20 protein-coding genes are annotated in these 24145 nt (G+C 72.4%); 7 read left to right on the top strand and 13 right to left on the bottom strand.

From position 1 onward, the window contains the following. Positions 1–1065: 1065 nt before the first annotated feature. Positions 1066–2454, top strand: a complete 1389-nt coding sequence (locus DMB42_RS17525; protein WP_125635753.1) for a glycosyltransferase family 39 protein — start codon at positions 1066–1068, stop codon at positions 2452–2454. 21 nt (positions 2455–2475) lie between these two features. On the opposite strand, the gene tyrS is transcribed toward DMB42_RS17525, so the two are convergent. Continuing rightward, complete coding sequence (gene tyrS / locus DMB42_RS17520; protein ID WP_125635751.1) at positions 2476–3741, bottom strand: tyrosine--tRNA ligase; 1266 nt, start codon at positions 3739–3741, stop codon at positions 2476–2478. A gap of 86 nt (positions 3742–3827) precedes the next feature. On the opposite strand from tyrS, the gene DMB42_RS17515 reads away from it, so the two are divergent. Beyond that, complete coding sequence (locus DMB42_RS17515) at positions 3828–4229, top strand: PH domain-containing protein (protein WP_125635749.1); 402 nt, start codon at positions 3828–3830, stop codon at positions 4227–4229. Here the strand turns inward: DMB42_RS17515 and DMB42_RS17510 are convergent. The 8 genes from DMB42_RS17510 to argC form a co-directional block, all read right to left on the bottom strand. Beyond that, a complete protein-coding gene (locus DMB42_RS17510; RefSeq protein WP_125635747.1) occupies positions 4169–4984 on the bottom strand; it encodes a DNA-3-methyladenine glycosylase in 816 nt (271 codons plus the stop codon). The two genes, DMB42_RS17515 and DMB42_RS17510, sit on opposite strands and share 61 nt — an antisense overlap. Further along, positions 4966–6387 (bottom strand): argininosuccinate lyase, encoded by a 1422-nt coding sequence (gene argH, locus DMB42_RS17505; RefSeq protein WP_125635745.1) that lies wholly within the window; start codon positions 6385–6387, stop codon positions 4966–4968. The genes DMB42_RS17510 and argH overlap by 19 nt, the downstream gene beginning before the upstream one ends. A 75-nt stretch (positions 6388–6462) precedes the next feature. Further along, complete coding sequence (locus DMB42_RS17500; protein ID WP_125635743.1) at positions 6463–6972, bottom strand: arginine repressor; 510 nt, start codon at positions 6970–6972, stop codon at positions 6463–6465. Then, positions 6969–7889, bottom strand: a complete 921-nt coding sequence (gene argF / locus DMB42_RS17495) for an ornithine carbamoyltransferase (RefSeq protein ID WP_125635741.1) — start codon at positions 7887–7889, stop codon at positions 6969–6971. The genes DMB42_RS17500 and argF overlap by 4 nt, the downstream gene beginning before the upstream one ends. Beyond that, positions 7886–9052, bottom strand: coding sequence for an acetylornithine transaminase (locus DMB42_RS17490; protein WP_125635739.1), 1167 nt, complete (start codon positions 9050–9052; stop codon positions 7886–7888). The genes argF and DMB42_RS17490 overlap by 4 nt, the downstream gene beginning before the upstream one ends. Then, a complete protein-coding gene (gene argB / locus DMB42_RS17485; protein ID WP_125635737.1) occupies positions 9052–9924 on the bottom strand; it encodes an acetylglutamate kinase in 873 nt (290 codons plus the stop codon). The genes DMB42_RS17490 and argB overlap by 1 nt, the downstream gene beginning before the upstream one ends. Next, positions 9921–11072, bottom strand: coding sequence for a bifunctional glutamate N-acetyltransferase/amino-acid acetyltransferase ArgJ (argJ, locus tag DMB42_RS17480; protein ID WP_125635735.1), 1152 nt, complete (start codon positions 11070–11072; stop codon positions 9921–9923). The genes argB and argJ overlap by 4 nt, the downstream gene beginning before the upstream one ends. Beyond that, the gene (argC, locus tag DMB42_RS17475) at positions 11069–12091 is read right to left on the bottom strand and encodes an N-acetyl-gamma-glutamyl-phosphate reductase (RefSeq protein ID WP_125635733.1); all 1023 of its coding nucleotides are present in this window, start codon (positions 12089–12091) and stop codon (positions 11069–11071) included. The genes argJ and argC overlap by 4 nt, the downstream gene beginning before the upstream one ends. Before the next feature lie 164 nt (positions 12092–12255). On the opposite strand from argC, the gene DMB42_RS17470 reads away from it, so the two are divergent. Next, the gene (locus tag DMB42_RS17470) at positions 12256–12795 is read left to right on the top strand and encodes a hypothetical protein (protein ID WP_125635731.1); all 540 of its coding nucleotides are present in this window, start codon (positions 12256–12258) and stop codon (positions 12793–12795) included. On the opposite strand, the gene DMB42_RS17465 is transcribed toward DMB42_RS17470, so the two are convergent. The 4 genes from DMB42_RS17465 to DMB42_RS17450 all read right to left on the bottom strand — a co-directional run bounded on the left by DMB42_RS17465 (position 12786) and on the right by DMB42_RS17450 (position 17960). Next, positions 12786–14183, bottom strand: a complete 1398-nt coding sequence (locus DMB42_RS17465) for an alkaline phosphatase PhoX (RefSeq protein ID WP_260477752.1) — start codon at positions 14181–14183, stop codon at positions 12786–12788. The genes DMB42_RS17470 and DMB42_RS17465 overlap by 10 nt on opposite strands. Positions 14184–14429: 246 nt before the next feature. Further along, positions 14430–16472: a bifunctional aldolase/short-chain dehydrogenase gene (locus DMB42_RS17460; protein WP_125635730.1), complete on the bottom strand. Its 2043-nt coding sequence runs from the start codon at positions 16470–16472 to the stop codon at positions 14430–14432. Positions 16473–16477: 5 nt separating this feature from the next. After that, positions 16478–17632, bottom strand: coding sequence for an L-rhamnose isomerase (gene rhaI, locus DMB42_RS17455; protein ID WP_125635728.1), 1155 nt, complete (start codon positions 17630–17632; stop codon positions 16478–16480). 10 nt (positions 17633–17642) lie between these two features. Continuing rightward, complete coding sequence (locus DMB42_RS17450) at positions 17643–17960, bottom strand: L-rhamnose mutarotase (RefSeq protein WP_125635726.1); 318 nt, start codon at positions 17958–17960, stop codon at positions 17643–17645. Positions 17961–18098: 138 nt separating this feature from the next. Between DMB42_RS17450 and DMB42_RS17445 the strand changes: the two genes are divergently transcribed. From DMB42_RS17445 to fdh, 4 genes are all read left to right on the top strand, one after another. Next, on the top strand, positions 18099–19100 hold the full coding sequence (locus DMB42_RS17445) for a LacI family DNA-binding transcriptional regulator (RefSeq protein WP_125635724.1): 1002 nt from the start codon (positions 18099–18101) through the stop codon (positions 19098–19100). Then, positions 19097–20506: a rhamnulokinase family protein gene (locus DMB42_RS17440; protein ID WP_125635722.1), complete on the top strand. Its 1410-nt coding sequence runs from the start codon at positions 19097–19099 to the stop codon at positions 20504–20506. The genes DMB42_RS17445 and DMB42_RS17440 overlap by 4 nt, the downstream gene beginning before the upstream one ends. A gap of 104 nt (positions 20507–20610) precedes the next feature. Further along, positions 20611–20901: a hypothetical protein gene (locus DMB42_RS17435; RefSeq protein ID WP_125635720.1), complete on the top strand. Its 291-nt coding sequence runs from the start codon at positions 20611–20613 to the stop codon at positions 20899–20901. Positions 20902–20906: 5 nt separating this feature from the next. Further along, complete coding sequence (gene fdh / locus DMB42_RS17430; RefSeq protein ID WP_125635885.1) at positions 20907–24134, top strand: formate dehydrogenase; 3228 nt, start codon at positions 20907–20909, stop codon at positions 24132–24134. Positions 24135–24145 lie beyond the last annotated feature (11 nt).

The raw sequence follows: 24145 nt of genomic DNA, 5'->3' as shown, positions 1-24145 counted from the left end.
GGAATCCGTCCATCCGAAGATGTGACGGGGTTATGCATGGTTTTCATGCACTGGCTTTTAAACACACTGTTGAGTTCTCAAGAAACGGACGCGTACTTCCTCACCAGAACCCGTTCCCGGATCCTCGTTCAGAGGCGTTCGTTCGTGTTCTTAATCTTAGCAGACCCGGTGATTTCGTGTCAAATCCGGAGACTTGAACAAAACCGACCAAACCTATCTAGGATTGGATGCCTCGCTTCCGAGGCAACCCTCGTAACTTACCGTGTCATCCGGCACCTGTCGAATCAACCGATTATTCGGCGTGGTTCGGGCGCCCGAGGACAACCCATGCCAAAGCGCGTGGAAGCGCCTCGACCGAGGTGGCTTGTCATCTCAAGGGGCTTGCCCTGGGGGCCCGTCCGCCTGGTAGGCGTCCGGCTCACTCCCGGGGCGAAGTGAAAGATTAGGTCGCGATCCGCGACACGTCAAATCGCCGGGCGCGAGCATGGCGCAACAGGGACGGAACGGCGGCCGGCCGTGCCCTGCCGCAGCGCCCCGCACGCCGTCGCTGCGCCCCGCGCGGGCCACGCGCGCAAGCGGAGCTTCCCGCGCCGACGAGCCACGATGCTGGGGGGCACATACACGGATCGGCCGGCTCATGGTGGCGGGTGGTCGGCCTTCCGTGGCTCGCGCATGCCAGGGCTCGCGCGCCAAGGCTCATGGGCCAAGGCTCGCGGGACGGGGCTGGCCTACGGGGGCTGGCCCACGGGGGCCGGCGTTCGGGGGCTGGCGTCGGGGTTTGCGTGCCGGCAGGAACGGTGTCGGCGGGTGGTCGTGGTGGGGTTGCTGCGTGGCTGTCCAGGGTGGGGGACGGCGTAGGCCAAGGGGTTGCCGCTCCCAACGCGCCGACGGGAGGAGCCATCGCGGCATGGCCCACTGCATCGCGGTGTCGTACGAGGCCGGGACGGGCTCGTACGGACTGAAAGGGACGGTGGGGGCGCGTATTCTGCCCCGGTGACCACTGCCGCCACAATTGTTCCCCCCGCCCCACCGGCGACCCGCACTCGCGCCTCGACCCCCTGGTGGATGGCCTTGGCCGCGGGGGCGGCGGCGTTCTCGGGATCGGGCGCGGCCACCCTGAACGGTGACGAGCTGGCCACTATCAGCGCGGCCTCCCGGTCGATGGCGGGATTGTGGGAGCTGGCTCGGAACATCGACGGGCACTTCCTCCCCTACTACCTGTTCATGCACTTCTGGGTGAAGGCCGGCACGTCCGAGGTGTGGTTGCGGCTGCCGTCGGCGGTCGCGATCGGCGTGGCGGCCTGGTTCCTGGTCGAGCTGGGGAGGCGGCTGCACAGTACGCGGGCTGGGGTCATCGGGGCGACACTGTTCGCGATCCTGCCCTCGGTCTCCTATTACGGGGCTTTCGCCAGGTCATACGCCTTCGCGGCGGCGGCGGTGGTCTTCTCGTTCTGGGCGCTGCACCGGGCGGTGGAGCGGCCGGGCGGGCGGCGCTGGGTGACCTACGGCGTGGCGGTGGCGCTGGTGTGCTGCACGCACCTGTTCGCGGTGCTGGCGTTGCCCGCGCATCTCGCGCTGGCCCGGCGCGGGCTGCTGCTGCGGATGGCGGCGGCGCTGGCCGTCGGAGGTCTGCCCGCGGTCGTGCTGGGGGTGGTCGGGTTCGGGGAGCGGCATGCGATCAGCTGGATCCCGCAGCGGGGTCCGGAGGTGTGGCTGAAGTTCCCCAAGATGGCGGCGGGCGCGACCGGGCTCGGGGTGTTGCTGTTCGCGGTCGCGCTGGCCGGGGTGGCGGTGTTGTGGAGGTCGGAGGGGCGTGGCGAGGGAGGCCGGTGGGCCTTGGCGGCGCTGGGGTGGCTGGTGTTGCCGCCGCTGCTGCTGCTCGCGGTCTCGCATCTGGTGACGCCGGCGTACGTGGACCGGTATCTGTTCGTGACGGCTCCGGCGCTGGCGCTCCTGGCGGGGGTGGCCGTGGCGGGCGTGCCGCGCTTCCCGGTGCCGGCCGGGGTGGCGATCGTGCTGGTGGGGGGCCTGCTCGGGGTTTCCGACCACATGACGGTACGCGAGGAGAACGGCCGGTTCGACAACGTCCCGTGGGCGTTGCGGGTGGTACGGGCCGAGCCCGGGGACGCCGTCGTGTACGGACAGAGCCAGCTGCGCGCCGGATTCGGCTACTACGCGGACTCGGCGATGCCCGACGACGTGCTCAAGGCCGGTGACGCGCCCGAGCCAGACGGCTTCGGCTATCCGGAAAGGTCGGATGTCGCGGCGGCGTTGAAGGGTCGCGAACGGGTGTGGGTGGTGTGGCGCGGCACCAAGCAGTCGGGGCTCCAGGGGAACTCCGTGCCGCGGGTGGGGCAGGTCGAGCGGGCGGGGTTCGAGGCCGTGTCGGTCAAGCACTCGGCGGATCTGCCGGGGCTGACGGTGGCCCTGTTCGAGAGGCGGGCTCATCGCTGAGCTGAGAGCCCGCCTCTCCGGTCAGCCGACCTCGACCCCGCCGATCGACTTCTTGCCGCGGCGCAGGACCATGAACCGGCCCGCGAGCAGGTCGGAGGCCGCCGGCACGTACGACTCGTCGGTGATCTTGACGTTGTTCAGGTACGCGCCGCCCTCCTTGACCGCGCGCCTGGCCGCCGACTTCGACTCCACCAGGCCGCTGTCGGCCAGCAGGTCGACGAAGGCCGCGCCGAGCTCGGGGACGGCGGCCTTGGGGACCTCCGCCAGGGCGGCCGCCAGGGTGGCGGCGGGCAGCTCGTCCAGCGAACCCTGGCCGAACAGCGCCTTGGACGCGGCCACCACGGCGTCGAGCTCCGCCCGGCCGTGCAGCAGCTCGGTGAGGTCTTCGGCAAGCGTGCGCTGGGCCTCGCGGGCGAAGGGCCGTTCGGCGACCGCCTTCTCCAGCTCTTCGATCTCCTCGCGGCTCCGGAACGTGAACACCTTCAGGTAGTGGATCACGTCACGGTCGTCGGAGTTGAGGAAGTACTGGTAGAAGGCGTACGGCGAGGTCATCTCGGGGTCGAGCCAGAGCGCGCCGCCCGCGGTCTTGCCGAACTTGGTGCCGTCGGCCTTGGTGATCAGCGGCTGCGTGAGGACGTGCACGTGACCGCCCTCGACGCGGCGGATCAGGTCGGCGCCCGCGGTGATGTTGCCCCACTGGTCGCTGCCGCCGATCTGCAGGGTGCAGTCGTAGCGCCGGAACAGCTCCAGGTAGTCGTTGGACTGCAGGATCTGGTAGCTGAACTCGGTGTAGCTCAGCCCCTCCCCCGCCAGCCGGGCGGAGACCGACTCCCTGGCGAGCATGCGGTTGACCGGGAAGTGCTTGCCGATGTCGCGCAGGAAGTCGATGGCGCTCAGCTCGCCGGTCCAGTCGAGGTTGCTGACCAGGCGGGCCGGGTTGGCCTCGGCGTCGAAGTCGAGGAATTTGCCGACCTGGCCGCGCAGCCGTTCCACCCACTCCGCGACGATCTCGGCGGAGTTGAGCGAACGCTCGGTGTTGCGTCCGCTGGGGTCGCCGATCAGGCCGGTGGCGCCGCCGACGAGCCCGATCGGGTGGTGGCCGGCGTCCTGCAGGCGGCGCAGCGTGAGCAGCGGCACGAAGTGACCGATGTGCAGGGACGGCGCGGTGGGATCGAAGCCGGAATAGACCGTGATCGGCGCCTTGGCCATGGACGCGCGCAGGGCGTCGAGGTCGGTGGACTGGGCGATCAATCCTCGCCACGCGAGGTCGTCGATGATGTCGGTCACGGTGATGGCTTCCCTGGGTCGGATGTCGGTGCCTTTAGCCTGCCCGATCGGTGCGTGTGCGCGCCACTTGGATACGCTCGGTGTCCATGTGGAGGGTCCGTCGCGAGCTGGCCGTTTTCAAGATCTTAGGGGCTCTGGTGTGCGCCGGGCTCGCCGTGTTCTGGTGGGCCGCCGGGGACGTGCGCGGGGTGATCCTGGCGGTGCCCGCCGCCGTGCTGGTGGGCGGGATGGGGCTGCGTGACCTGCTGGTGCCGGTGCGGCTGGCCGCCGACGCGAGCGGCATCACGGTCGTGCACGGGTTCGCCGGGCGGCGGCACGTGCCATGGGAGGCGGTCGAGGACGTCAAGGTGGACGTGCGCAGGCGGTACGGGCTGCGCAGCGAGATGCTGGAGATCGACACCGGCGACCATCTGCACGTCTTCAGCGCTCACGAGCTGGGCGCCTCCCCGACGGAGGTGGCCGCGGAGCTGCGCCGGCGCGGCACGTGAACGCGGTACGGCGAGACGGTCGGGTCGTCGCCGACCCAGAACCGCCACGGGGTGTCCTTGGCGGTCGACACGCCGGTGCGCGGGCCTGACCTGATCGTGCCGGGGCCGGCGGGGCGGCCTTCGAGGACGGCCGCGAAACCGTGGGGCAGTCCGGTGAGCCAAGCGGCGTGCCCGGTCCCGTCTTCGGTCCCGTGTTCGGTCCCGTGGTCGGCGCCGTCTTCTGCGAGGGGTGGGAGGGCGGCGGGTGAGCCTTCCCAGATCGCGTCGAGGCCGTTGTGCTCGCGCAGCAGGCCCAGCGCTACGGCCAGCCTCGCGGGGCCGCGGGCCAGGTCACGGTCCGGCACCACCTTCGCCTTGCCGGTCGCGGGCCCGCGACGCTCGGAAGCGGAGGCGGGGGCGCGGCGGGCGCGGGCCTCGTCGAGGCCGGTGACGATCTCGCCGGCGCGCAGGAGGACGGCCGAGCCGGACCCCTCGGGCAGGCAGACGAGGTTCGCGCAGAAGTGCATGCCGTAGGTGAAGTAGACGTACAGGTGGCCGGGCGGGCCGAACATGACGGCGTTGCGAGGGGTCCTGCCGCGGTAGGTGTGGGCCGCCGGGTCCTCGCCGGGGCCGCCGTACGCCTCGACCTCGGTGAGGCGTACGGCGACCGGCCCGTGCACGAGGACGCGGCCGAGCAGGTCGGGCGCGACCTCGTGCGAGGGCCGGTCGAAGAAGCTCCGCGGCAGCGGCGTGGCGCTCAGCTCCCCGAGGCCCATGCCGCCTGCGCGTCGACCGCCTCGCGCAGCGCGACGAGCTGGTCGCGTACGCGGTCGGGCGCGGTGCCGCCGTGGGCCTTGCGGGCGGCCAGCGCGCCGGGCACGCTCAGCACGTCGCGTACGTCGGGCGTCAGGTGCGGCGAGACCTTGGCCAGCTCGTCGTCGGTGAGATCGCCGAGGTCCTTGTCGTTGACCTGGCACCAGACCACCAGGTGGCCGACGGCCTCGTGCGCCTCGCGGAACGGCACCCCGCGCCGCACCAGCAGCTCGGCCAGGTCGGTGGCCAGGGCGAAGCCGTCGGGCGCGGACGCCTCCATGCGGGCGGTGTTGACGCGCATGGTCGCGACCAGGCCGGCCATCGCGGGCAGGACGAGCAGCAGCGTGTCGACCGAGTCGAACACCGGCTCCTTGTCCTCCTGAAGGTCGCGGTTGTAGGTCAGCGGCAGGCCCTTGAGCGTGGTCAGCATCGACATCAGGTTGCCGATGAGCCGCCCGGACTTGCCTCGGGCCAGCTCGGCGACGTCGGGGTTCTTCTTCTGCGGCATGATCGACGAGCCGGTGGAGTAGGCGTCGTCCATCTCGATCCAGCGGAACTCCTGCGAGGCCCACAGGACGATCTCCTCGCCCAGCCGCGACAGGTGCACGCCGACCATGGCCGCGTCGAACAGGAACTCGGCGGCGAAGTCGCGGTCGGCGACGGCGTCCATCGAGTTGGGCGCGGCGGCGGAGAAGCCCAGCTCGTCGGCCACGGCCTGCGGGTCGAGCGGCAGCGAGGAGCCCGCCAGGGCGCCGGCGCCGAGCGGGGAGACCGCGGCGCGCTTGTCCCAGTCGGTGAGCCGGTCGACGTCGCGGGTGAAGGCGTGCACGTGGGCCAGGAGCTGGTGGCCGAAGGAGACCGGCTGGGCGTGCTGCAGGTGGGTCATGCCCGGCGCGGCGGTCTCGGCGTGCTGCTCGGCCTGGGCCATCAGCGCGGTCTCCAGCTCGACCAGGCGGGAGACGATGGTGCGCACGTGGTCGCGGAGGTAGAGGCGCAGGTCGGTGGCGATCTGGTCGTTGCGGCTGCGTCCGGCGCGGAGCTTGCCGCCGAGCGAGCCGAGCCGCTCCAGCAGGCCGCGTTCCAGCGCGGTGTGGACGTCCTCGTCGGCCACGGTCGGGCGGAACTCGCCCGCCTTGCAGGCGGCCTCCAGGTCGTCGAGCGCACCGATCATGCGCTCCAGCTCGTCGTCGGTCAGCAGCCCCGCCCTGTGCAGCACGCGGGCGTGCGCCCTGGACGCCGCCAGGTCGTACGGCACCAGCCGCCAGTCGAAGTGCACACTCACCGAAAGCCGGGCCAGCGCGTCGGACGGACCGCTCTCGAAGCGTCCGCCCCACAGCCGCATCGGCTTGCCATCACTCACCGTCATCTCCTCCATTTCCCACGCGACCATAGTGCAACTCAGTCCTTCTTGGCGTCAGGGCAGGCCGTGATCCCGGCCGGGTCAACCACGTCGGTCCGCCACGCGCAGCAGCGCCTCCGCGACGGCCTGGCCGCCCGACGGGTCCCGGCTGATGACCAGGATCGTGTCGTCGCCCGCCACCGTGCCGAGGATCGACTCCCAGTCGGCGTGGTCGATGGCGGAGGCGAGGAACTGGGCGGCGCCCGGCGGGGTTCTGACGATGACCAGGTTGGCCGAGGCTTCGGCGGCGACCAGCAGTTCCTCGGCGATTCGGTGCAGCCGTGCCGCCGGGGTCTCGCCGCCGCCGCCGGTCCTGGTGAGGGGGATGCGATCGCCGCCCTCGCCGGGCAGCGCGTACACCAGGGAGCCGTCGTCGGCGCGCAGCTTGAGCGCGCCGAGCTCGTCCAGGTCGCGGGAGAGGGTGGCCTGGGTGACCTCGACGCCGCTCTCGGCCAGCAGCTTGGCCAGCTCGGGCTGCGAGCGCACCGCCTTCCGCTGCAGCAGGTCGGTGATCCTCGCCTGCCGCGCGGCCTTGGTCATCGGGATGGTCATCCGCGCGTCACCAGCCAGTGGAGCAGGGCCTTCTGGGCGTGCAGCCGGTTCTCCGCCTGGTCCCACACGACGCTGCGCGGGCCGTCGAGGACGTCGGCGGTGATCTCCAGGCCGCGGTAGGCGGGCAGGCAGTGCAGGACGATCGCCTCGGGCGCGGCGTGCTCCAGCAACTCGGCGTTCACCTGGTACGGCATGAGCGCGGCGACCCGCTCGTCCTTGCCGCTCTGCCCCATCGACACCCACGTGTCGGTGGTGACCACGTGCGCCCCCTGGACGGCGGCGGCCGGGTCGGTCAGCGCGACCACCGAGCCGCCGGTCCTGGCCGCGATGGCGGCCGCCTGGCCGAGGATCACGGCGTCGGGCTGGTAGCCGGCGGGGGCGGCGATCCGTACGTGCATGCCGGCCGTCGCGCCGCCGAGCAGGTAGGAGTGGGCCATGTTGTTGGCGCCGTCGCCCACGTACGTCAGGGTCTGCCCCGCGGCGCTGCCCAGCCGCTCACGGACGGTCTGCAGGTCGGCGAGGATCTGGCAGGGGTGGAAGTCGTCGGTGAGCGCGTTCACGACGGGCACCGACGAGGCGGCGGCCATCTCCTCGACGAGGTGCTGGCCGGTGGTGCGCCAGACGATGGCGGCGACCTGGCGCTCGAGCACGCGGGCGATGTCGGCGGCCGGTTCGCCCCTGCCCATCAGCACCGAGACGTTGTCCACGACGAGCGGCAGGCCGCCGAGCTCGCCGATGCCGGTGTGGAAGGAGACGCGGGTCCTGGCCGACGGCTTGTCGAACAGGACGGCGACGCTGCGCGGCCCCTCGAACGGCCGGTAGCCGAGCCGGTCCTTCTTCATCGCGGCGGCCAGGTCGAGGACCTCCGCCTGCTCCTCGGGCGTCAGGTCGTCGTCGCGCAGGAAGTGTCTGGTCACGCCGCGGCCTCCGAGAGGATCGCGGGGAACGCCTCGACGAAGGCGTTGACCTCCTCGTGGGTGACCACCAGCGGGGGCGCGAGGCGTACGGCGTCCGGCTGGAGGGCGTTGACCAGGAAGCCCGCCTCGGCGGCGGCCTGCTGGACCTGCGCCGAGCGCTCCTCCTTCAGGACGGCGGCCAGCCACAGGCCGCGCCCGCGCACACCCTTCAGCAGCGGGTGGCGGATCGCCTCCAGCCCGCCCCGCAGCCCGGCGGCCACCGACCTGACGTGGCCGAGGTCGAGGTTGTCCAGGACGGCCAGCGCCGCCGCGCACGAGACCGGGTTGCCGCCGAAGGTCGAGCCGTGGTCGCCCTTGTCGAACAGCCGGCCGGCCTCGCCGAACCCGACGCACGCGCCGATCGGCAGGCCGCCGCCCAGGCCCTTGGCCAGGGTCAGGATGTCGGGCGTGACGCCGTCGGCCTGGTGGGCGAACCAGTGGCCGGTACGGCCGATCGCCGACTGGATCTCGTCGGCGACCAGCAGCGCGCCGGTCGAGTCGCAGATCTGGCGGGCGGCCTCGAAGTAGCCGTCGGGCGGCGGGACCACGCCGGCCTCGCCCTGCGTCGGCTCCAGGAACACCGCGATGCAGTCGCCGGTCACGGCCTCCTTGAGCGCGTCGGCGTCGCCGTACGGGACGAAGCGTACGTCCACCGGGAACGGGCCGAACTGGTCGCGGATGGCCTTCTTGCCGGTCAGCGACAGGGCGCCGATGGTACGGCCGTGGAAGCCGTTCTCGGCGGCCACGAAGTAGGAGCGGCCCTCGCGCTTGCCGTACTTGACGGCGAGCTTGTAGGCGGCCTCGTTGGCCTCGGTGCCGGAGTTGGCGAAGAAGATCCTGGCCGGGGCGTTGAGCAGGCCGAGCAGCCGCTCGGCGAGCAGCACCTCGGGCTCGTGCAGGAACAGGTTGCTGGTGTGGGCGAGCGTGGCGACCTGCTTGGAGACCGCCTCGACCAGGGCAGGGTGGGCGTGGCCGAGCGAGCTGACCGCGATGCCGCCGATGAAGTCGAGGTATTCCCTGCCGTCCACGTCCCACACGCGGGTGCCCTCGCCGCGGGCCAGGGCGATCGGGGGAACGCCGTAATTGGGCATGAACGCCTGCTCGAACCGCTTGTGGAGGCTCATCAGGGCATCACCATGGTTCCGATTCCTTCGTTGGTGAAGATTTCCAGCAGCATCGAGTGGGGCACCCGGCCGTCGAGGACGTGCGCCTGCGGCACTCCCCCGCGTACGGCCGTCAGGCACGCCTCCATCTTGGGCACCATGCCGCTGGACAGGGCGGGCAGCAGCGTCTCCAGCTCGCCGGCGTCGAGCTCGTCGATCACGTCGGTGTCGTCGGGCCAGTTGGCGTACAGGCCTTCGACGTCGGTGAGCACGATCAGCTTCTCGGCCTGCAGGGCCACGGCCAGCGCGGCGGCCGCGGTGTCCGCATTTACATTGTAGATTTCTCCGTTTTCGCCGGTGGCGACGCTGGAGACGACCGGGATGCGGCCGTCGTCGATCAGCGCGCGGACGGCTCCGGGATCGACCTTGACGATCTCGCCCACCTGGCCGATGTCCACGGGCTCGCCGTCGACGATCGCTGGCTTGCGCTCGGCGGTGAACAGGCGGGCGTCCTCGCCGGACATGCCGACGGCGAACGGGCCGTGCCGGTTGACCAGGCCGACGATCTCGCGGCCCACCTGGCCGACCAGGACCATCCTGACGACCTGCATGGCCTCGGGCGTGGTGACCCGCAGGCCGGCGGTGAAGGTGGACTCGATGCCGAGCCGGTCGAGGGCGCTGCTGATCTGCGGGCCGCCGCCGTGCACGACCACCGGGCGCAGGCCGGCGTGGTGCAGGAACACGACGTCCTCGGCGAAGCCCTCCTTGAGCGCCTCGTCGGTCATGGCGTTGCCGCCGTACTTGATGACGACGGTCGCGCCGTGGAAGCGGGTCAGCCAGGGCAGGGCCTCGATCAGCGCCTCGGCCTTGGTCGCGGCGGTGACGGCCCTCACGAGGAGTACGCCGAGTTCTCGTGGACGTACTCGGCGGTCAGGTCGGTGGTGTGGATCGTGGCGCTGTGACGGCCGGCCGACAGGTCGATGGTGATCGTCACGTCTCTGGGCCGCATGTCCACCTTGGAACGGTCGTCGCCGACGGCGCCGTCGCGGCAGATCCAGATGCCGTTGATGGCGACGTTGACGCGGTCGGGCTCGAAGGCGGCCTTCGTCGTGCCGACGGCGGCTAGGACGCGGCCCCAGTTGGGGTCCTCGCCGTGGATGGCGCACTTGAGCAGGTTGGAACGGGCGACGGTGCGGCCGACCTCGACGGCGTCGTCCTCGGAGGCGGCGCCGACGACCTCGACGGCGATGGCCTTGGAGGCGCCCTCGGCGTCCACGAGGAGCTGCCTGGCCAGGTCGGCGCAGACCTCCTGCACCTTCTGCCCGAACTCGGCCAGGTCGGGCCTGACCCCGGCGGCGCCGCTGGCCAGCAGCAGCACGGTGTCGTTGGTGGACATGCAGCCGTCGGAGTCGAGGCGGTCGAACGTCCTGGCCGTGGCGGCGCGCAGGACCGTGTCCAGCTCCTCGCTGGTCAGGTCGGCGTCGGTGGTGATCACGCAGAGCATGGTGGCCAGGGCGGGGGCGAGCATGCCGGCGCCCTTGGCCATGCCGCCGACCATGTAGCCGTCGGCCCGCTTGAAGGAGATCTTGGAGACGGTGTCGGTGGTGCGGATGGCGTCGGCCGCGGCCAGGCCGCCGTCGCGGCTGAGCTGGCCCGCCGCGGTCTGTACGCCGGTCAGCAGGGCCTCCATCGGCAGCCGCTCGCCGATCAGGCCGGTGGAGCAGACCGCGATCTCGCCCGCGCTGTCGTCGAGGACCTCGGCGACCTTCTCGGCGGTGGCGTGGGTGTCCTGGAAGCCCTCGGGGCCGGTGCAGGCGTTGGCGCCGCCGGAGTTGAGCACCACCGCGCGCAGCCGTCCGCCCGACAGGACCTGCTGCGACCACACCACGGGGGCGGCCTTGACGCGGTTGGCGGTGAAGACGCCCGCGGCGGCGCGGCTGGGCCCGTCGTTGACGACGAGGGCCAGGTCGCGCGCGTCGCCGGACTTGATGCCCGCGGCGATGCCGGCGGCCCGGAAGCCCAAGGGGGCGGTGACACTCATGGTGCAACTCCTGTCAGGGGAAGGCCGAGCTCTTCCGGCAGGCCGAGGGCGAGGTTGACGCTCTGGATCGCGCCTCCGGCCGTGCCCTTGGTGAGGTTGTCGATGGCGATGACGGCGACCACGCGGCCCGCGCGCTCGTCGAGCGTCACCTGAAGGGCGGCGGTGTTGGCGCCGTACGTCATGGAGGTGGCCGGCCAGACGCCCTCGGGCAGCAGCCGGACGAACGGCTCGGCCTTCAGCGCGACCTCGTAGGCGGTGCGCAGCGACTCGCGGGTGAGGCCGGGGGCGGCGGGGGCGGTGCAGGTGGCCAGGATGCCGCGGCTCATGGGGGCCAGGGTGGGGGTGAAGGAGACGCGTACGGGGGCGCCGGCGACGGCGGACAGGCCCTGCTCCATCTCGGGGGTGTGGCGGTGGACGCCGCCCACGCCGTACGCGCTGACCGAGCCCATCACCTCGCTGCCGAGCAGGTGGGCCTTGGCCGACCTGCCCGCGCCGCTGGTGCCGCTGGCGGCCACCACGACGACGTCGGGCGCGGCCAGGCCCGCGGCGAAGGCGGGCGACAGGGCCAGCAGGACCGAGGTCGGGTAGCAGCCGGGCACGGCGATGCGCCGGGCCGTCTTCAGCACCTCGCGCTGGCCGGGCAGCTCGGGCAGGCCGTAGGGCCAGGTGCCGGCGTGGTCGCCGCCGTAGAACTCCTGCCAGGCGGCGGGGTCGGCGAGCCGGTGGTCGGCGCCGCAGTCGACCACGATGGTGTCCTCGCCGAGTTGGGCGGCGACGGCGGCCGAGTGGCCGTGCGGCAGCGCGAGGAAGACCACGTCGTGCCCGGCGAGCACGCCGGGGGTGGTCTCCTCCACGACGCGGTCGGCGAGCTGCGGCAGGTGGGGCTGGTGGGCGCCGAGCCGGCTGCCCGCGCTGGAGGCGGCGGTGAGCGCGCCGATCTCGAACTCGGGATGGCCGAGCAGGAGGCGGAGCAGCTCACCTCCGGCGTAGCCGCTGGCTCCCGCGATCGCTGCCCTCATTCGACCCTCCTGCATATTCATGCACCCTATCTCATGACTTTACTTGTGAAGATGATGCACTCAAGAGGATGATTATGCAAGCTGAGACGGCCCGCGCCGCCCAAGGGGCCATATCCCAGTCCCTTCCAGGCCACCCCCAAGTGGCGGGCGGGATGCTGGCGGGCATGAGCGACTTCCTGCCCGATCTCACGTTCGTCACCCCCGCGCGCGGGCGCGGCCCCGGACCGTTCGGGCGTGCCGTCCTCGTACTGCTCTGGGTGGGGATGTGCGTGTTGCCGGCCGTGCTCGCGGTGCCGGACCTGCGGCTGGCCACCGGCCGTACGGGCACGCCGGGGACGCTGACCGTGCTCTCCTGCGCCGACCTCGGCCACGGCCGTTACGACTGCAAGGGACGTTTCACCCCCGACTCCGGCGGCCCGGCCGTCGCGGTGGACGCCTCCCCCGACTCCGAGGCGGGCGACGTGCTGCGGGCGCGGCTCACACCCGAGGGCGACCGGGCGGCGCCGGACGGGACCAAGGGCGTGCTGGCCGCGCTGGCGCTGCCCGCGGTGGGCCTGGGCGGGATCGGCTTCCTGCCCTACGTGCTGCTGTACTGGGCCGGGGCACGGCGACGGGCCAGGCGGACCGCCGTCGCGGCAGGCTGCGTGATCACCGCTGCCGGGGCGCTGCTGACGGTCGTGGGGATGGTCGCGGCCTACTCGTGAGGACGTCGCCATGGACCGGTGACGGCGAAGACGTGGCCGGGGGACTGGACGCAGGCGTACAGGGTCGAGCCGCCGGCGTCGAAGGTGGGGCCGGTGAACTCGCTCTCGTTCAGCTCGTTGCGGGCCAGCGGGTAGGGCGTGCCCCGCCTGGTGACGCCGACCAGGTGGCTGACACCCTCGCCGTCCTCGGCCAGGATCACGCCGCCGTACGGGGAGACGGTGATGTTGTCGGGGCCGTCGAAGGAGGTGTCCTGGGCAGGGTCGGGGTTGAGGCCGAAGACGGTCTTGAGCGTGACCGTCCGCGCGTGGGGGTCGTAGAGCCACACCTGGCCGTCGTGCTCGTTGAGGCTGCCGTCGGCGGCGCGGGCGTAACTGGCCACGAAGTACGCGCCGCCGTCGCCCCAGTAGGCGCCCTCCAGCTTGCGTGAGCGGGTCACCTGGCCCTCGGCGAACTGGGAGCGCACCGAGACCGTACCGGCGTCGCGGTCGGGGACGTCCACCCAGCGCACCCCGTACCTGGTGCCGGGGGCGGTGGCCTGCGACAGGTCGGCGATCTGGCGGGAGCCGTCGTAGCAGCTCATCGCCTGGAGGCGGCCCGCCGTGTCGCCGCCGGGCGCGGTGGCCAGGGCCCGCAGCGCGCCCTTGCCGCCGCGGAACCCGGGCGGCGGGGTCCAGCGGAAGTACAGGCCGTGCGGGGCGTTGGCGTCCTCGGTCAGGTAGATCGCGGAGGTACGGGGGTCCACGGCGACGGCCTCGTGGGAGTAGCGGCCCAGGAACTTCAGGGGGACCGGGTCCTGGTTGGCGCGCTGGTCGAAGGCGTCCACCTCGAAGACGTACCCGTGGTCGCGCTGGAAGGCGCCGCCGGCGCGCTGCTCGGTTTCCTCGCAGGTCAGCCAGGTGTTCCAGGGGGTTCGGCCGCCGGCGCAGTTGTTGTGGGTGCCGGCCAGGCTGACGTACTCCCTGAGGCGTGCGCCCCGGCGGCTCACCTCGATGGTGGTGGTGCCGCCGCCCGCGCCGGGGTCGTAGGTGAGGCCGGGCAGGGCCGGCACCCGGTACGGCTCGCTCCCGCCGATCTCGTGGTTGCAGACCAGGGCCGTGCCGTTCCGGCCGGTGAAGCAGGCCATGCCGTCGGGGTCGCTGGGGGTGGGCTCGCCGCTGTCCAGGAGGGTGCGGCCGCTCTCGGCGACGAGGGTGTAGGAGAACCCGGCGGGCAGGGCCAGCAGGCCGGCGGGGTCGGGGACGAGCGGGCCGTAGCCGGCCTCGCCGCGGGTGGCGGCGCGGGCGGGGCCGGGGCTGGCGATGGCCTCCACGCTGCCCGCCAGGGCCAGGGCCTGGCCGCCGGCCGTACTTCGGCGGAGGAACGTGCGACGGGACAGCGGTGCTGACACGAGGGTTCGCCTTCTCTGTGCGGGGCTGGGGGGCACTTCTCATGTCTCGCACAGATGCGGGGGTGAATCCACGGTTTACGCATTTCGGCTATTTCGGCTATTTCCCCTTCGTACGGCAGCGCAGGACGGCGGGGGTGTAGGTCCCTTTGAGAGGAAGGGCGGCGGTGCGGGACCGCGGGGGTGAAGGGCCCTCCGCGCCCGGCCAGCCGCCGCCGGTTGCCCGGCGGCGGTTGGTGGAGGGGGGCGTCAGCGGAGGAAGGCGGCGGGGACGCCGGCGTCCACGGGGATGTGCAGGCCCGTGGTGTGGGGGAGGTCGGCGCCGGTGAGGGCGTAGACGGCGGCGGCCACGTGGTCGGGCAGCACCTCGCGCTTGAGCAGGGTGCGCTGGGCGTAGAACTCGCCCAGGCGCTCCTCCTCCACGCCGTACACCGCCGCGCGGTTGGCGCCCCAGCCGGAGGCGAAGATACCGGAGCCGCGTACCACGCCGTCGGGGTTCACGCCGTTGACGCGGATGCCGTGCTCGCCCAGTTCGGCGGCCAGGAGGCGGACCTGGTGGGCCTGGTCGGCCTTGGCCGCCCCGTACGCGAGGTTGTTCGGCCCGGCGAAGACGGCGTTCTTGGAGGAGATGTAGACGATGTCCCCGCCCATCCCCTGCTCGACGAGAACGCGCGCGCACTCCCGGGAGACCAGGAACGAGCCCCGCGCCATCACGTCGTGCTGGAGGTCCCAGTCGTCCAGGGTGGTCTCCAGCAGGGAACGCGACAACGACAGGCCGGCGTTGTTCACCACCAGGTCCACGCCCCCGAAGGCGAGTACGGCCGCCCGTACGGCCCCCACGACCCCCTCCTCGGATGTGACGTCCACCCGTACGGCCACGGCCACGTCGGACGTCCGGTACGCCCCGGCGCCGATCTCGGCGGCGACCTTCTCGGCGGCGGCCAGGTCGCGGTCGGCGAGCACCACGCACGCGCCCTCGGCCCCCAGCCGCCGCGCGGTCGCCGCGCCGATGCCCGACCCGGCCCCGGTGACCAGCGCCACCCGGCCGGCCAGCGGCTTCGGCCGCGGCATACGCCGCAGCTTGGCCTCCTCCAGCTCCCAGTACTCGATGCGGAACTTCTCCGACTCCGGGATCGGCTCGTAGGCCGAGACGGACTCGGCGCCGCGCATGACGTTGATCGCGTTGACGTAGAACTCGCCGGCCACGCGGGCGGTCTGCTTGTCCTTGCCGAAGGAGAACATGCCGACGCCGGGCACCAGCACGATGGCCGGGTCCGCGCCGCGCATCGGCGGCGAGTCCGGGGCGGCGTGGCGCTCGTAGTAGGCGGTGTAGTCGGCGCGGTAGGCGGCGTGCAGCTCGCGCAGCCGTTCGACGGCCTGGTCCAGGGGCGCGTCCGGCGGGAGGTCCAGGACCAGCGGGGCGACCTTGGTCCGCAGGAAGTGGTCGGGGCAGGACGTGCCGAGCGCGGCCAGGCGCGGGTGCTCGGCCCGCGACAGGAAGTCCAGCACCTCCGGGGTGTCGGTGTAGTGGCCGACCTGCCGTACGTCGGAGGAGGCCAGCCCGCGTACGACGGGGAGCAGCGCGGCGGCGCGCTCGTGCCGTACGGCCTCGGGCAGCGGCTCGGAGAGCACCGGCCCGAACGGGTTGGGGCGGCCGTGGGCGGCCAGGTACTCCTCGGCGGTACGGATGATCTCCAGGGAACGGGCCTCGCACTCCTGCGAGGTGGCGCCCCAGGCGGTGATGCCGTGGCCGCCGAGCACGCACCCGATGGCCTGCGGATTGGCCTCCTTGACGGCGGCGATGTCCAGGCCGAGCTGGAAGCCGGGCCGCCGCCAGGGCACCCACACCACGCGGTCGCCGAAGACGCGCCGGGTCAGCTCCTCGCCGTCGCGGGCGGTGGCCAGGGCGATCCCGGCGTCGGGGTGCAGGTGGTCCACGAGCACGGCCTCGACCAGGCCGTGCATGGCGGTGTCGATCGAGGGGGCCGCGCCGCCCCGGCCGTGCAGGCAGTAGTCGAAGGCGGCGACCATCTCGTCCTCGCGCTCGACGCCGGGGTAGACGCCGGCGAGGGCGCGCAGGCGGTCCAGGCGCAGGACGGCCAGGCCGTCCTCCTTGAGCGTGCCGAGGTCGCCGCCCGAGCCCTTGACCCAGAGCAGCTCTACGTCCCGGCCGGTCACCGGGTCGGGGGCGTGGCCCTTGGCCGAGGTGTTGCCGCCGGCGTAGTTGGTGTTGCGCGGGTCGGCGCCCAGGCGGTGGGAGCGGTCCAGAAGTTCGTCGATGACGTGGTCCATGGTGGTCAGGCCCCCCAGCCGGCCTGCGTGCCGCCGACACGCTCGGCAGCGATTTTCTCGAAATATCCGGACTTGGCGTACGCGGCCATCGGGTCGGGCGCGAGGCCCGCCTCCTCGCGCATCTCGGCCAGCAGCGGCCGCACGTCGGTGTTGTAGGCGTCCATGAGCACGGCGTTCGCGCCCAGTACGTCTCCCCCGGCCTGGGCCGCGGCCAGCGCGTCCCGGTCCACCAGCAGCGCCTTGGCCGTGGCCTCCTGGACGTTCATGACCGAGCGGATCTGGCCGGGGATCTTCGGCTCGATGTTGTGGCACTGGTCGAGCATGAACGCGACGCCCGCCTCCAGCCCGCCGCCGCGCACGACCTCGTACATGATGCGGAAGAGCTGGAACGGGTCGGCCGCCCCGACCATGAGGTCGTCGTCGGCGTAGAAGCGGGAGTTGAAGTCGAAGCCGCCGAGCTTCCCCTCGCGCAGCAGGAACGCCACGATGAACTCGATGTTGACGCCCGGCGCGTGGTGGCCGGTGTCCACGACGACCTGCGCCTTGGGGCCGAGCCTGAGGCAGTGGGCGTACGCGGTGCCCCAGTCGGGCACGTCGGTGGTGTAGAAGGCGGGCTCGAACAGTTTGTACTCCAGCAGGAAACGCTGGTCGGCGCCGAGGCGGTCGTACACGGCGGACAGGGCCTCGGCCAGGCGGTCCTGGCGGGCGCGGATGTCGTCCTGGCCGGGGTAGTTGGTGCCGTCGGAGAACCAGAGCTTGAGCGTGCCGGAGCCGGTGGCGTCCATGATGTCGACGCATTCCAGCAGGTGGTCCAGGGCCTTGCGGCGGACGGCCGGGTCGGGGTTGGTGACGCTGCCGAGCATGTAGTCGTCGTCCTGGAAGACGTTGGAGTTGATCGCCCCGATGCCGACGCCCAGGTCGCGGGCGTGGGCGGCCAGGTCGCCGTAGTCGGCCACCTTGTCCCACGGGATGTGCAGGGCGACCGTGGGGGCGGCGCCGGTGTGGGCGTGCACCCGGGCGGCGTCGGCCAGCTTCTCGTACGGGTCGCGCGGCACTCCCCGCTGCGCGAACACCTTGAACCGGGTGCCGCTGTTGCCGTACGCCCAGGACGGCGTCTCGATGTGCAGCGCGCGCAGGGCGGCCTTGATGTCAGTGGTCATGACTTCCCGATCAGTCCAGGTGGAACACTTCGTCCAGCGGGCGCATGCCCTCGTCGGGGCGTCCGTCGAGGTCTTCGAAGAAGGGCGCCATCTCGGCCTGCCAGCGGGCGTTGACCTCGGTCGCGGCCATCGCCCGCTTCGCCGCCTCGAAGTCGGCGGTCTCCAGGTAGCCCACGAGCAGGCCGTCGTCCCGGAGGAAGAGGGAGTAGTTGTGCCAGCCGGCGCGGCGCAGCGCGTCGAGCATGTCCGGCCACACGGCCCGGTGGCGCTCGCGGTACTCCGCCAGCCGCTCCGGACGGACCTTGAGCAGAAAGCAGACACGTCGCACAGGCGCTCTCCTTCAAAACGTTTTAATGCGCTGCCGAGGAACCTACGATCAGCGCCGACCGCTGTCAATGCGTGACGTACGGCACGCCGCCGAACTGGCGCTGGCCATCCGTTCGTTAGTACGTTTTAATGAGGCGCCATGGCCATGGTCAGCATCAAGGACGTCGCCGCCCGCGCCGGCGTCTCCCCCGGCACGGTCTCCAACGTCCTGAACCGGCCCGCGAAGGTCGCCCCCGACACCCGGGAACGGGTGGAGGCGGCGATCCGGGAGCTCGGGTTCGTCAGGCACGGCTCGGCCTCGACCCTGCGCGCCGGGCACAGCAGGACGATCGGCCTGAGCGTCATCGACATCGGCAACCCGTTCTTCACCGAGGTCGCCGCCGGCGTCGAGGACGTCGCCAGCGAGCTGGGCTACGCGGTGATCCTCGGCAACTCGGCGGGCTCCACGGACAAGGAGGACCGCAACCTGCGGGTGCTGGCCGAGCACCGGGTGCGCGGCGTGCTGATCACGCCGTCGGACGAGGACCCGGCCCGCCTGGAACGGCTGCGCGAGCGCGGCATCAGCGTCGTCCTGGTCGACCACCCGGCCCACCGGCCCGACCAGTGCGCGGTCGCGGTGGACGACGTCGCCGGCGGGCGGGCCGCGATGGCCCACCTGCTGGCCGGAGGCGCGCGCGAGGTCGCGTACGTGACCGGGCCGCTGACCATCCGGCAGTGCGCCGAGCGGCGGCATGGGGCGGCCGAGGCGCTCGCGGCGGCCGGGCTCGACCCGGCCGCGCTGCGGGTGGCCGAGACGGCCACGATGACGGCCCGCGCGGGCGAGCAGGCCGCGGCCGACCTGATGGCCCGGGGCCTGCCCGAGGCCGTGTTCTGCGCCAACGACCTGCTCGCGCTGGGCGTGCTGCGGGCGCTGCTGCGCGCCGGGGTGCGGGTGCCCGGCGACGTGGCGCTGATGGGCTACGACGACATCGACTTCGCCGCCGCCTCCGCCGTGTCGCTCAGCTCGATGCGGCAGCCGACGTACCAGCTCGGCCGCATCGCCACCGAGCTGCTGCTGGACGAGTGCGACAACCCAGACACACATCCGCATCAACACATCATGTTCCAGCCCGAACTGGTCGTGAGGGAGTCCACCCAGTGAGCCGATTCGCCGCCGTGGACCTGGGCGCCTCCAGCGGGCGCGTGCTGGTCGCCGACCTGTCGGAGGGCCTGGCCACGACCGAGGTCCACCGCTTCCCCAACGGCCCGGTCCGCCTGGCCGGCCGCCTCCACTGGGACATCCTGGGCCTCTACCGCGAGATCCTCACCGGCCTGCGCGCGGCCGGTCCGGTCACCTCGATCGGGGTCGACTCGTGGGCCGTCGACTACGGGCTGCTCGACGAGACCGGCGCGCTGCTGGGCAACCCGGTGCACTACCGCGACGACCGGACGCGCGGGGTGGCCGAGCAGGTCGCCGCGACGGTCGGGGCCGAGGCGCTGTACGAGGTGTCCGGGCTTCAGGTGCTCCCGTTCAACACGGTCTACCAGCTCCTGGCCGACCGGCTGGACGGCGCCGCGACGATGTTGCTCGTCCCCGACCTGATCGCCTACTGGCTGACCGGCGAGATCGGCGCCGAGGTGACCAACGCCTCGACCACGGGCCTGCTCGACGTGCGCACGCGGTCCTGGGCGGTCCCGCTGATCGACCGGCTGGGCCTGCCCGCGGGGCTCTTCCCCCGGCTGCGGCAGCCCGGCGAGGCGATCGGCGGGCTGCGCCGCGACGTCGCCGGGGAGATCGGCTTCTCGGCGCCGGTACGGGCGGTGGCCTCGCACGACACCGCCTCCGCCGTGGCCGCCGTACCCGCCGCCGGATCGGCCTTCGCCTACATCTCGTGCGGCACCTGGTCGCTGGCCGGGGTGGAACTGCCCGCCCCCGTGCTCACCGAGGCGGGCCGGGCCGCCAACTTCACCAACGAGGCCGGGATCGACGGCACCGTCCGCTACCTGCGCAACGTCATGGGGTTGTGGTTGTTGCAGGAGTGCCTGCGGGCCTGGCCCGGCTCCTCGCTCGGCGACCTTCTGGCGGCGGCGGCCCGGGAGCGGCCCTTCGCCGCCGTGGTCGACCCCGACGTGCCCGCGTTCCTGCCGCCGGGCGACATGCCCGCGCGCATCGCCGCCGAGTGCCGGCGTACCGGGCAGCGGCCGCCGTCCACGCCGGCGGGCTTCGTACGGTGCGTGCTGGAGAGCCTGGCGCTGGGGCACCGGCGGGCGGTGCGGCAGGCCATGGAGCTGTCGGGACGCGAGGTGGAGGTCGTGCACCTGGTGGGCGGCGGGTCGCGCAACGAGCTGCTGTGCCGGTTCACGGCCGACGCGTGCGGCCTGCCGGTCGTGGCCGGGCCGGCCGAGGCGACCGCGCTCGGCAACGTGCTGACGCAGGCGCGGGCGGCCGGGCTGGTCGCCGACCTCGGCGCGATGCGCGACCTGGTCGCCTCCACGCAGGAGCTGCGCCGGTACGAGCCGTCCGGCGACACCGCCGCCTGGGCCGAGGCCGCCGCCCGCCTCACCTGATCCCGGCCTGTCCCCAAAAAAGCGCCTTTGACCTGGGACTTCGGTTTTCCTGCCGCTCGCCAGGGGCAGGACCGAGACCAGGGGCACGGGCGCCGGGGGGAACGATGCCGAGCAAGGAGCAGGTGCTGCGGCTGCTGTCGCAGGGGCTGGACTACGCCGAGATCGCCAGGTTGCTGGGCGTGCCGCCGGGGCGCGCGTACCTGATCGCGATGGGCGTGCCGGCCGACGGGAGCGACGCCGTCGCGCGCCGCCGGGGACGGCCGGGCCTGCTGGCCGGGCGCACGCAGCAACTGGTCAACCCGCGCGAGGTCGGGCCGGTCGAGCGCGGCGACGTGCACGCCTGGATGCGCGAGCGGGCCTGGCGCGACCGGCGCATGCGCCAGGCGGGGGCGTGAGCGGCATGGAGTTCTCCTGGCCGCTGCTGCGGCAGCTCACGGGCAAGGACAGGCTCGGGCGGGCCGCCGCGGCGAAGTCCCCGCGTACGGGCTCCCGACCGGCCCGTACGGCCGCCGCCGACCGGGTGGTCAAGTCGGTGTGCCCGTACTGCGCGGTGGGCTGCGCCCAGAACGTCTACGTCCGGGACGAGAAGGTCGTGCAGATCGAGGGCGACCCCGACTCCCCGATCAGCAGGGGCCGGCTGTGCCCGAAGGGGGCCTCCAGCCTCCAGCTCACCACCGGCTCCGGCCGGCTGCGCAAGGTGCTCTACCGCCCGCCGCACGCCGCCGACTGGCAGGAGCTCGACCTGGACGCCGCCATGGAGATGGTGGCCGACCGGATCATCGAGACCCGGCGGGCGACCTGGGAGTGGGAGAACGCCGGCCGCCGGGTGGCCCGCACGATGGGCGTGGCCAGCCTGGGCGGCGCGACGCTGGACAACGAGGAGAACTACCTCATCAAGAAGCTGTTCACGGCGCTCGGCGTGGTGCAGATCGAGAACCAGGCGCGGGTGTGCCACAGCTCGACCGTGGTGGGCCTCGGCACGTCGTTCGGGCGCGGCGGGGCCACGACGTTCCTCCAGGATCTGCAGCACTCCGACTGCGTGCTGATCCAGGGGTCGAACTTCGCCGAGGCGCATCCGGTCGGGTTCCAGTGGGTGATGGAGGCCAAGGCGCGCGGCGCGGTGGTCATCCACGTGGACCCGCGGTTCACCCGTACGAGCGCGCTGGCCGACCTGCACGTGCCGATCAGGGTGGGCTCGGACGTCGCCTTCCTCGGCGCGATCGTCAACCACGTACTGGAGAACGAGCTGTTCTTCCGCGACTACGTCCTGCACTACACCAACGCCTCGACCATCCTGCGCGAGGACTACCGCGACGCCGAGGACCTCGACGGCCTGTTCTCCGGCTTCGACCCCGAGACCCGCGACTACGACGACGACACCTGGCAGTACGAGGGCATGCGCACGGTCGCGGCCTCCGGCGGGCGGGACGAGCACTACGACCGCCCGGCGGGCACCATGCCGCCCGGCCGCGCCGAGGTGCAGGGCGGCACCGGCGTCCCGCTGCACGGCGAGCCGGTACGGGACGAGACGCTGCGGCACCCGCGCTGCGTGCTGCAGGTCCTGCGCCGCCACTTCGCCCGCTACACGCCGGAGATGGTGCAGCGGGTGTGCGGGGTGCCGCCGGAGCTGTTCGCCCAGGTGTGCCGCCACCTGACGGAGAACTCCGGCCCGGACAGGACCGCCGAGTTCGTCTACGCGGTGGGCTGGACCCAGCACAGCGACGGCGCCCAGTTCATCCGTACGGCCGGCATCCTGCAGCTCCTGCTCGGCAACATCGGCCGGCCCGGCGGCGGCATCCAGGCGCTGCGCGGGCACGCCAGTATCCAGGGCTCCAGCGACATCCCGACGCTGTTCAACCTGCTGCCCGGCTACATCCCGATGCCGCACGCGCACGAGCACGAGCGCATGCGCGACTTCCTGCGCGCCGACTCGCCGTGCCGCGGCTTCTGGGCGAACATGCCCGCCTACCTGGTGAGCCTGCTCAAGGCGTGGTGGGGGCCGTCCGCGACGCGCGACAACGACTTCCACTTCGACTACCTGCCCCGCCTGACCGGCTCCCACAGCACGTACGACACGGTGCTGGCGCAGCTCGACGGCACGTGCAAGGGCTACCTGCTGCTCGGCGAGAACCCGGCCGTGGGGTCGGCCAACGCCCGGATGCAGCGCCTCGGCATGGCCGAGCTCGACTGGCTGGTGGTGCGCGACCTCAACATGATCGAGAGCGCCACCTGGTGGAAGGACGGCCCGGAGATCGAGACCGGCGAGCTGACCACCTCCGAGATCGGCACCGAGGTGTTCTTCTTCCCCGCCGCGGCCCACACCGAGAAGAGCGGCAGCTTCACCAACACCAACCGCTGGCTGCAGTGGCACCACCGGGCCGTCGAGCCGGAGGGCGACGCGCGCAGCGACCTGTGGTTCATGTACCACCTCGGCCGGATCATCCGGCGGAAGCTGGCCGGTTCCGCCGACCCGATGGACCGGCCCCTGCTCGACCTCACGTGGGACTACCCGGTCGAGGGCGAGAGCGCCGAGCCGGTCGCCGAGGCGGTGCTCGCCGAGATCAACGGCTGGGACGCCGAGGGCCGGCCGCTCGACGCCTACAGCCAGCTCAAGGACGACGGCTCGACGGTGTGCGGCTGCTGGATCTACTGCGGCGTGTACGCCGGCGGCGTCAACCGGGCCGCCCGCCGCAAACCGGCCGCCGAACAGGACTGGGTCGCCGCCGAGTGGGCCTGGGCCTGGCCCGCCAACCGGCGGGTGCTCTACAACCGGGCCTCGGCCGCGCCCGACGGACGTCCGTGGAGCGAACGCAAGAGGCTCGTCTGGTGGGACGAGTCCGCCGGCCGCTGGACCGGCCACGACGTGCCGGACTTCGAGGAGGACAAGCCGCCGTCCTACCGTCCCGAGCCGGGGGCGCAGGGGCCGGCGGCGTTGTCGGGCATCGATCCGTTCATCATGCAGTCCGACGGCAAGGGCTGGCTGTTCGCCCCCTCCGGGGTGGTGGACGGCCCGCTGCCCAGCCATTTCGAGCCGCAGGACTCCCCCGTGGCCAACCCGCTGTACGGACACCAGCGCAATCCCGCCCGCAAGCTCTACCGGCACGAGGACAACCGGTACCAGCCGAGCGGCGAGGAGCCGGGCGCCTCGGTCTACCCGTACGTGGTGACCACCTACCGGCTGACCGAGCACTTCACGGCGGGCGGCATGAGCAGGCACACGCCGTACCTGGCCGAGTTGCAGCCGGAGATGTTCTGCGAGGTCTCGCCGGAGCTGGCCGCCGAGCGCGGGCTCGTGCACGGCGAGTGGGCCACGGTCATCACCGCGCGCAGCGCCATCGAGGCGCGTGTGCTGGTCACCGACCGGATCGCGCCGCTGCACCTGAACGGCAAGGTCATCCACCAGATCGGGTTGCCCTTCCACTTCGGGCCCAACGGGCTGGCCAGGGGCGACGCGGCCAACGAGCTGGTCTCGATCTCGCTGGACCCCAACTCCCACATCCAGGAGGTCAAGGCCCTGTCGGCCGACATCCGCCCCGGGCGCCGGCCGCGCGGCCCGGCCCTGCCGGAGCTGGTGCTGAGCTACCGGCGGCGGGCGGGCGTGACCGAGCACACCGGAACGGAGGTGTGAGCCGTGGCCTT

The sequence above is a fragment of the Nonomuraea sp. WAC 01424 genome (assembly GCF_003947315.1).
Lineage (GTDB): Bacteria > Actinomycetota > Actinomycetes > Streptosporangiales > Streptosporangiaceae > Nonomuraea > Nonomuraea spiralis.
Note: the sequence above shows the minus strand (reverse complement) of the source record. Positions and strands in the feature narration are given on the sequence as shown.

What these genes read in the sequence shown, in the direction of transcription:
- DMB42_RS17515 (WP_125635749.1), top strand. Translation starts at nt 3,828, where the DNA reads ATGTGGAGGGTCCGTCGCGAGCTGGCCGTTTTCAAGATCTTAGGGGCT.
- DMB42_RS17460 (WP_125635730.1), bottom strand. Translation starts at nt 16,472, where the DNA reads ATGGACCACGTCATCGACGAACTTCTGGACCGCTCCCACCGCCTGGGC.
- DMB42_RS17510 (WP_125635747.1), bottom strand. Translation starts at nt 4,984, where the DNA reads ATGGGCCTCGGGGAGCTGAGCGCCACGCCGCTGCCGCGGAGCTTCTTC.
- DMB42_RS17470 (WP_125635731.1), top strand. Translation starts at nt 12,256, where the DNA reads ATGAGCGACTTCCTGCCCGATCTCACGTTCGTCACCCCCGCGCGCGGG.
- argJ (WP_125635735.1), bottom strand. Translation starts at nt 11,072, where the DNA reads ATGAGTGTCACCGCCCCCTTGGGCTTCCGGGCCGCCGGCATCGCCGCG.
- DMB42_RS17435 (WP_125635720.1), top strand. Translation starts at nt 20,611, where the DNA reads ATGCCGAGCAAGGAGCAGGTGCTGCGGCTGCTGTCGCAGGGGCTGGAC.
- DMB42_RS17490 (WP_125635739.1), bottom strand. Translation starts at nt 9,052, where the DNA reads ATGAGCCTCCACAAGCGGTTCGAGCAGGCGTTCATGCCCAATTACGGC.
- DMB42_RS17445 (WP_125635724.1), top strand. Translation starts at nt 18,099, where the DNA reads ATGGCCATGGTCAGCATCAAGGACGTCGCCGCCCGCGCCGGCGTCTCC.
- rhaI (WP_125635728.1), bottom strand. Translation starts at nt 17,632, where the DNA reads ATGACCACTGACATCAAGGCCGCCCTGCGCGCGCTGCACATCGAGACG.
- DMB42_RS17500 (WP_125635743.1), bottom strand. Translation starts at nt 6,972, where the DNA reads ATGACCATCCCGATGACCAAGGCCGCGCGGCAGGCGAGGATCACCGAC.
- fdh (WP_125635885.1), top strand. Translation starts at nt 20,907, where the DNA reads ATGGAGTTCTCCTGGCCGCTGCTGCGGCAGCTCACGGGCAAGGACAGG.
- argH (WP_125635745.1), bottom strand. Translation starts at nt 6,387, where the DNA reads ATGACGGTGAGTGATGGCAAGCCGATGCGGCTGTGGGGCGGACGCTTC.
- argC (WP_125635733.1), bottom strand. Translation starts at nt 12,091, where the DNA reads ATGAGGGCAGCGATCGCGGGAGCCAGCGGCTACGCCGGAGGTGAGCTG.
- DMB42_RS17525 (WP_125635753.1), top strand. Translation starts at nt 1,066, where the DNA reads ATGGCCTTGGCCGCGGGGGCGGCGGCGTTCTCGGGATCGGGCGCGGCC.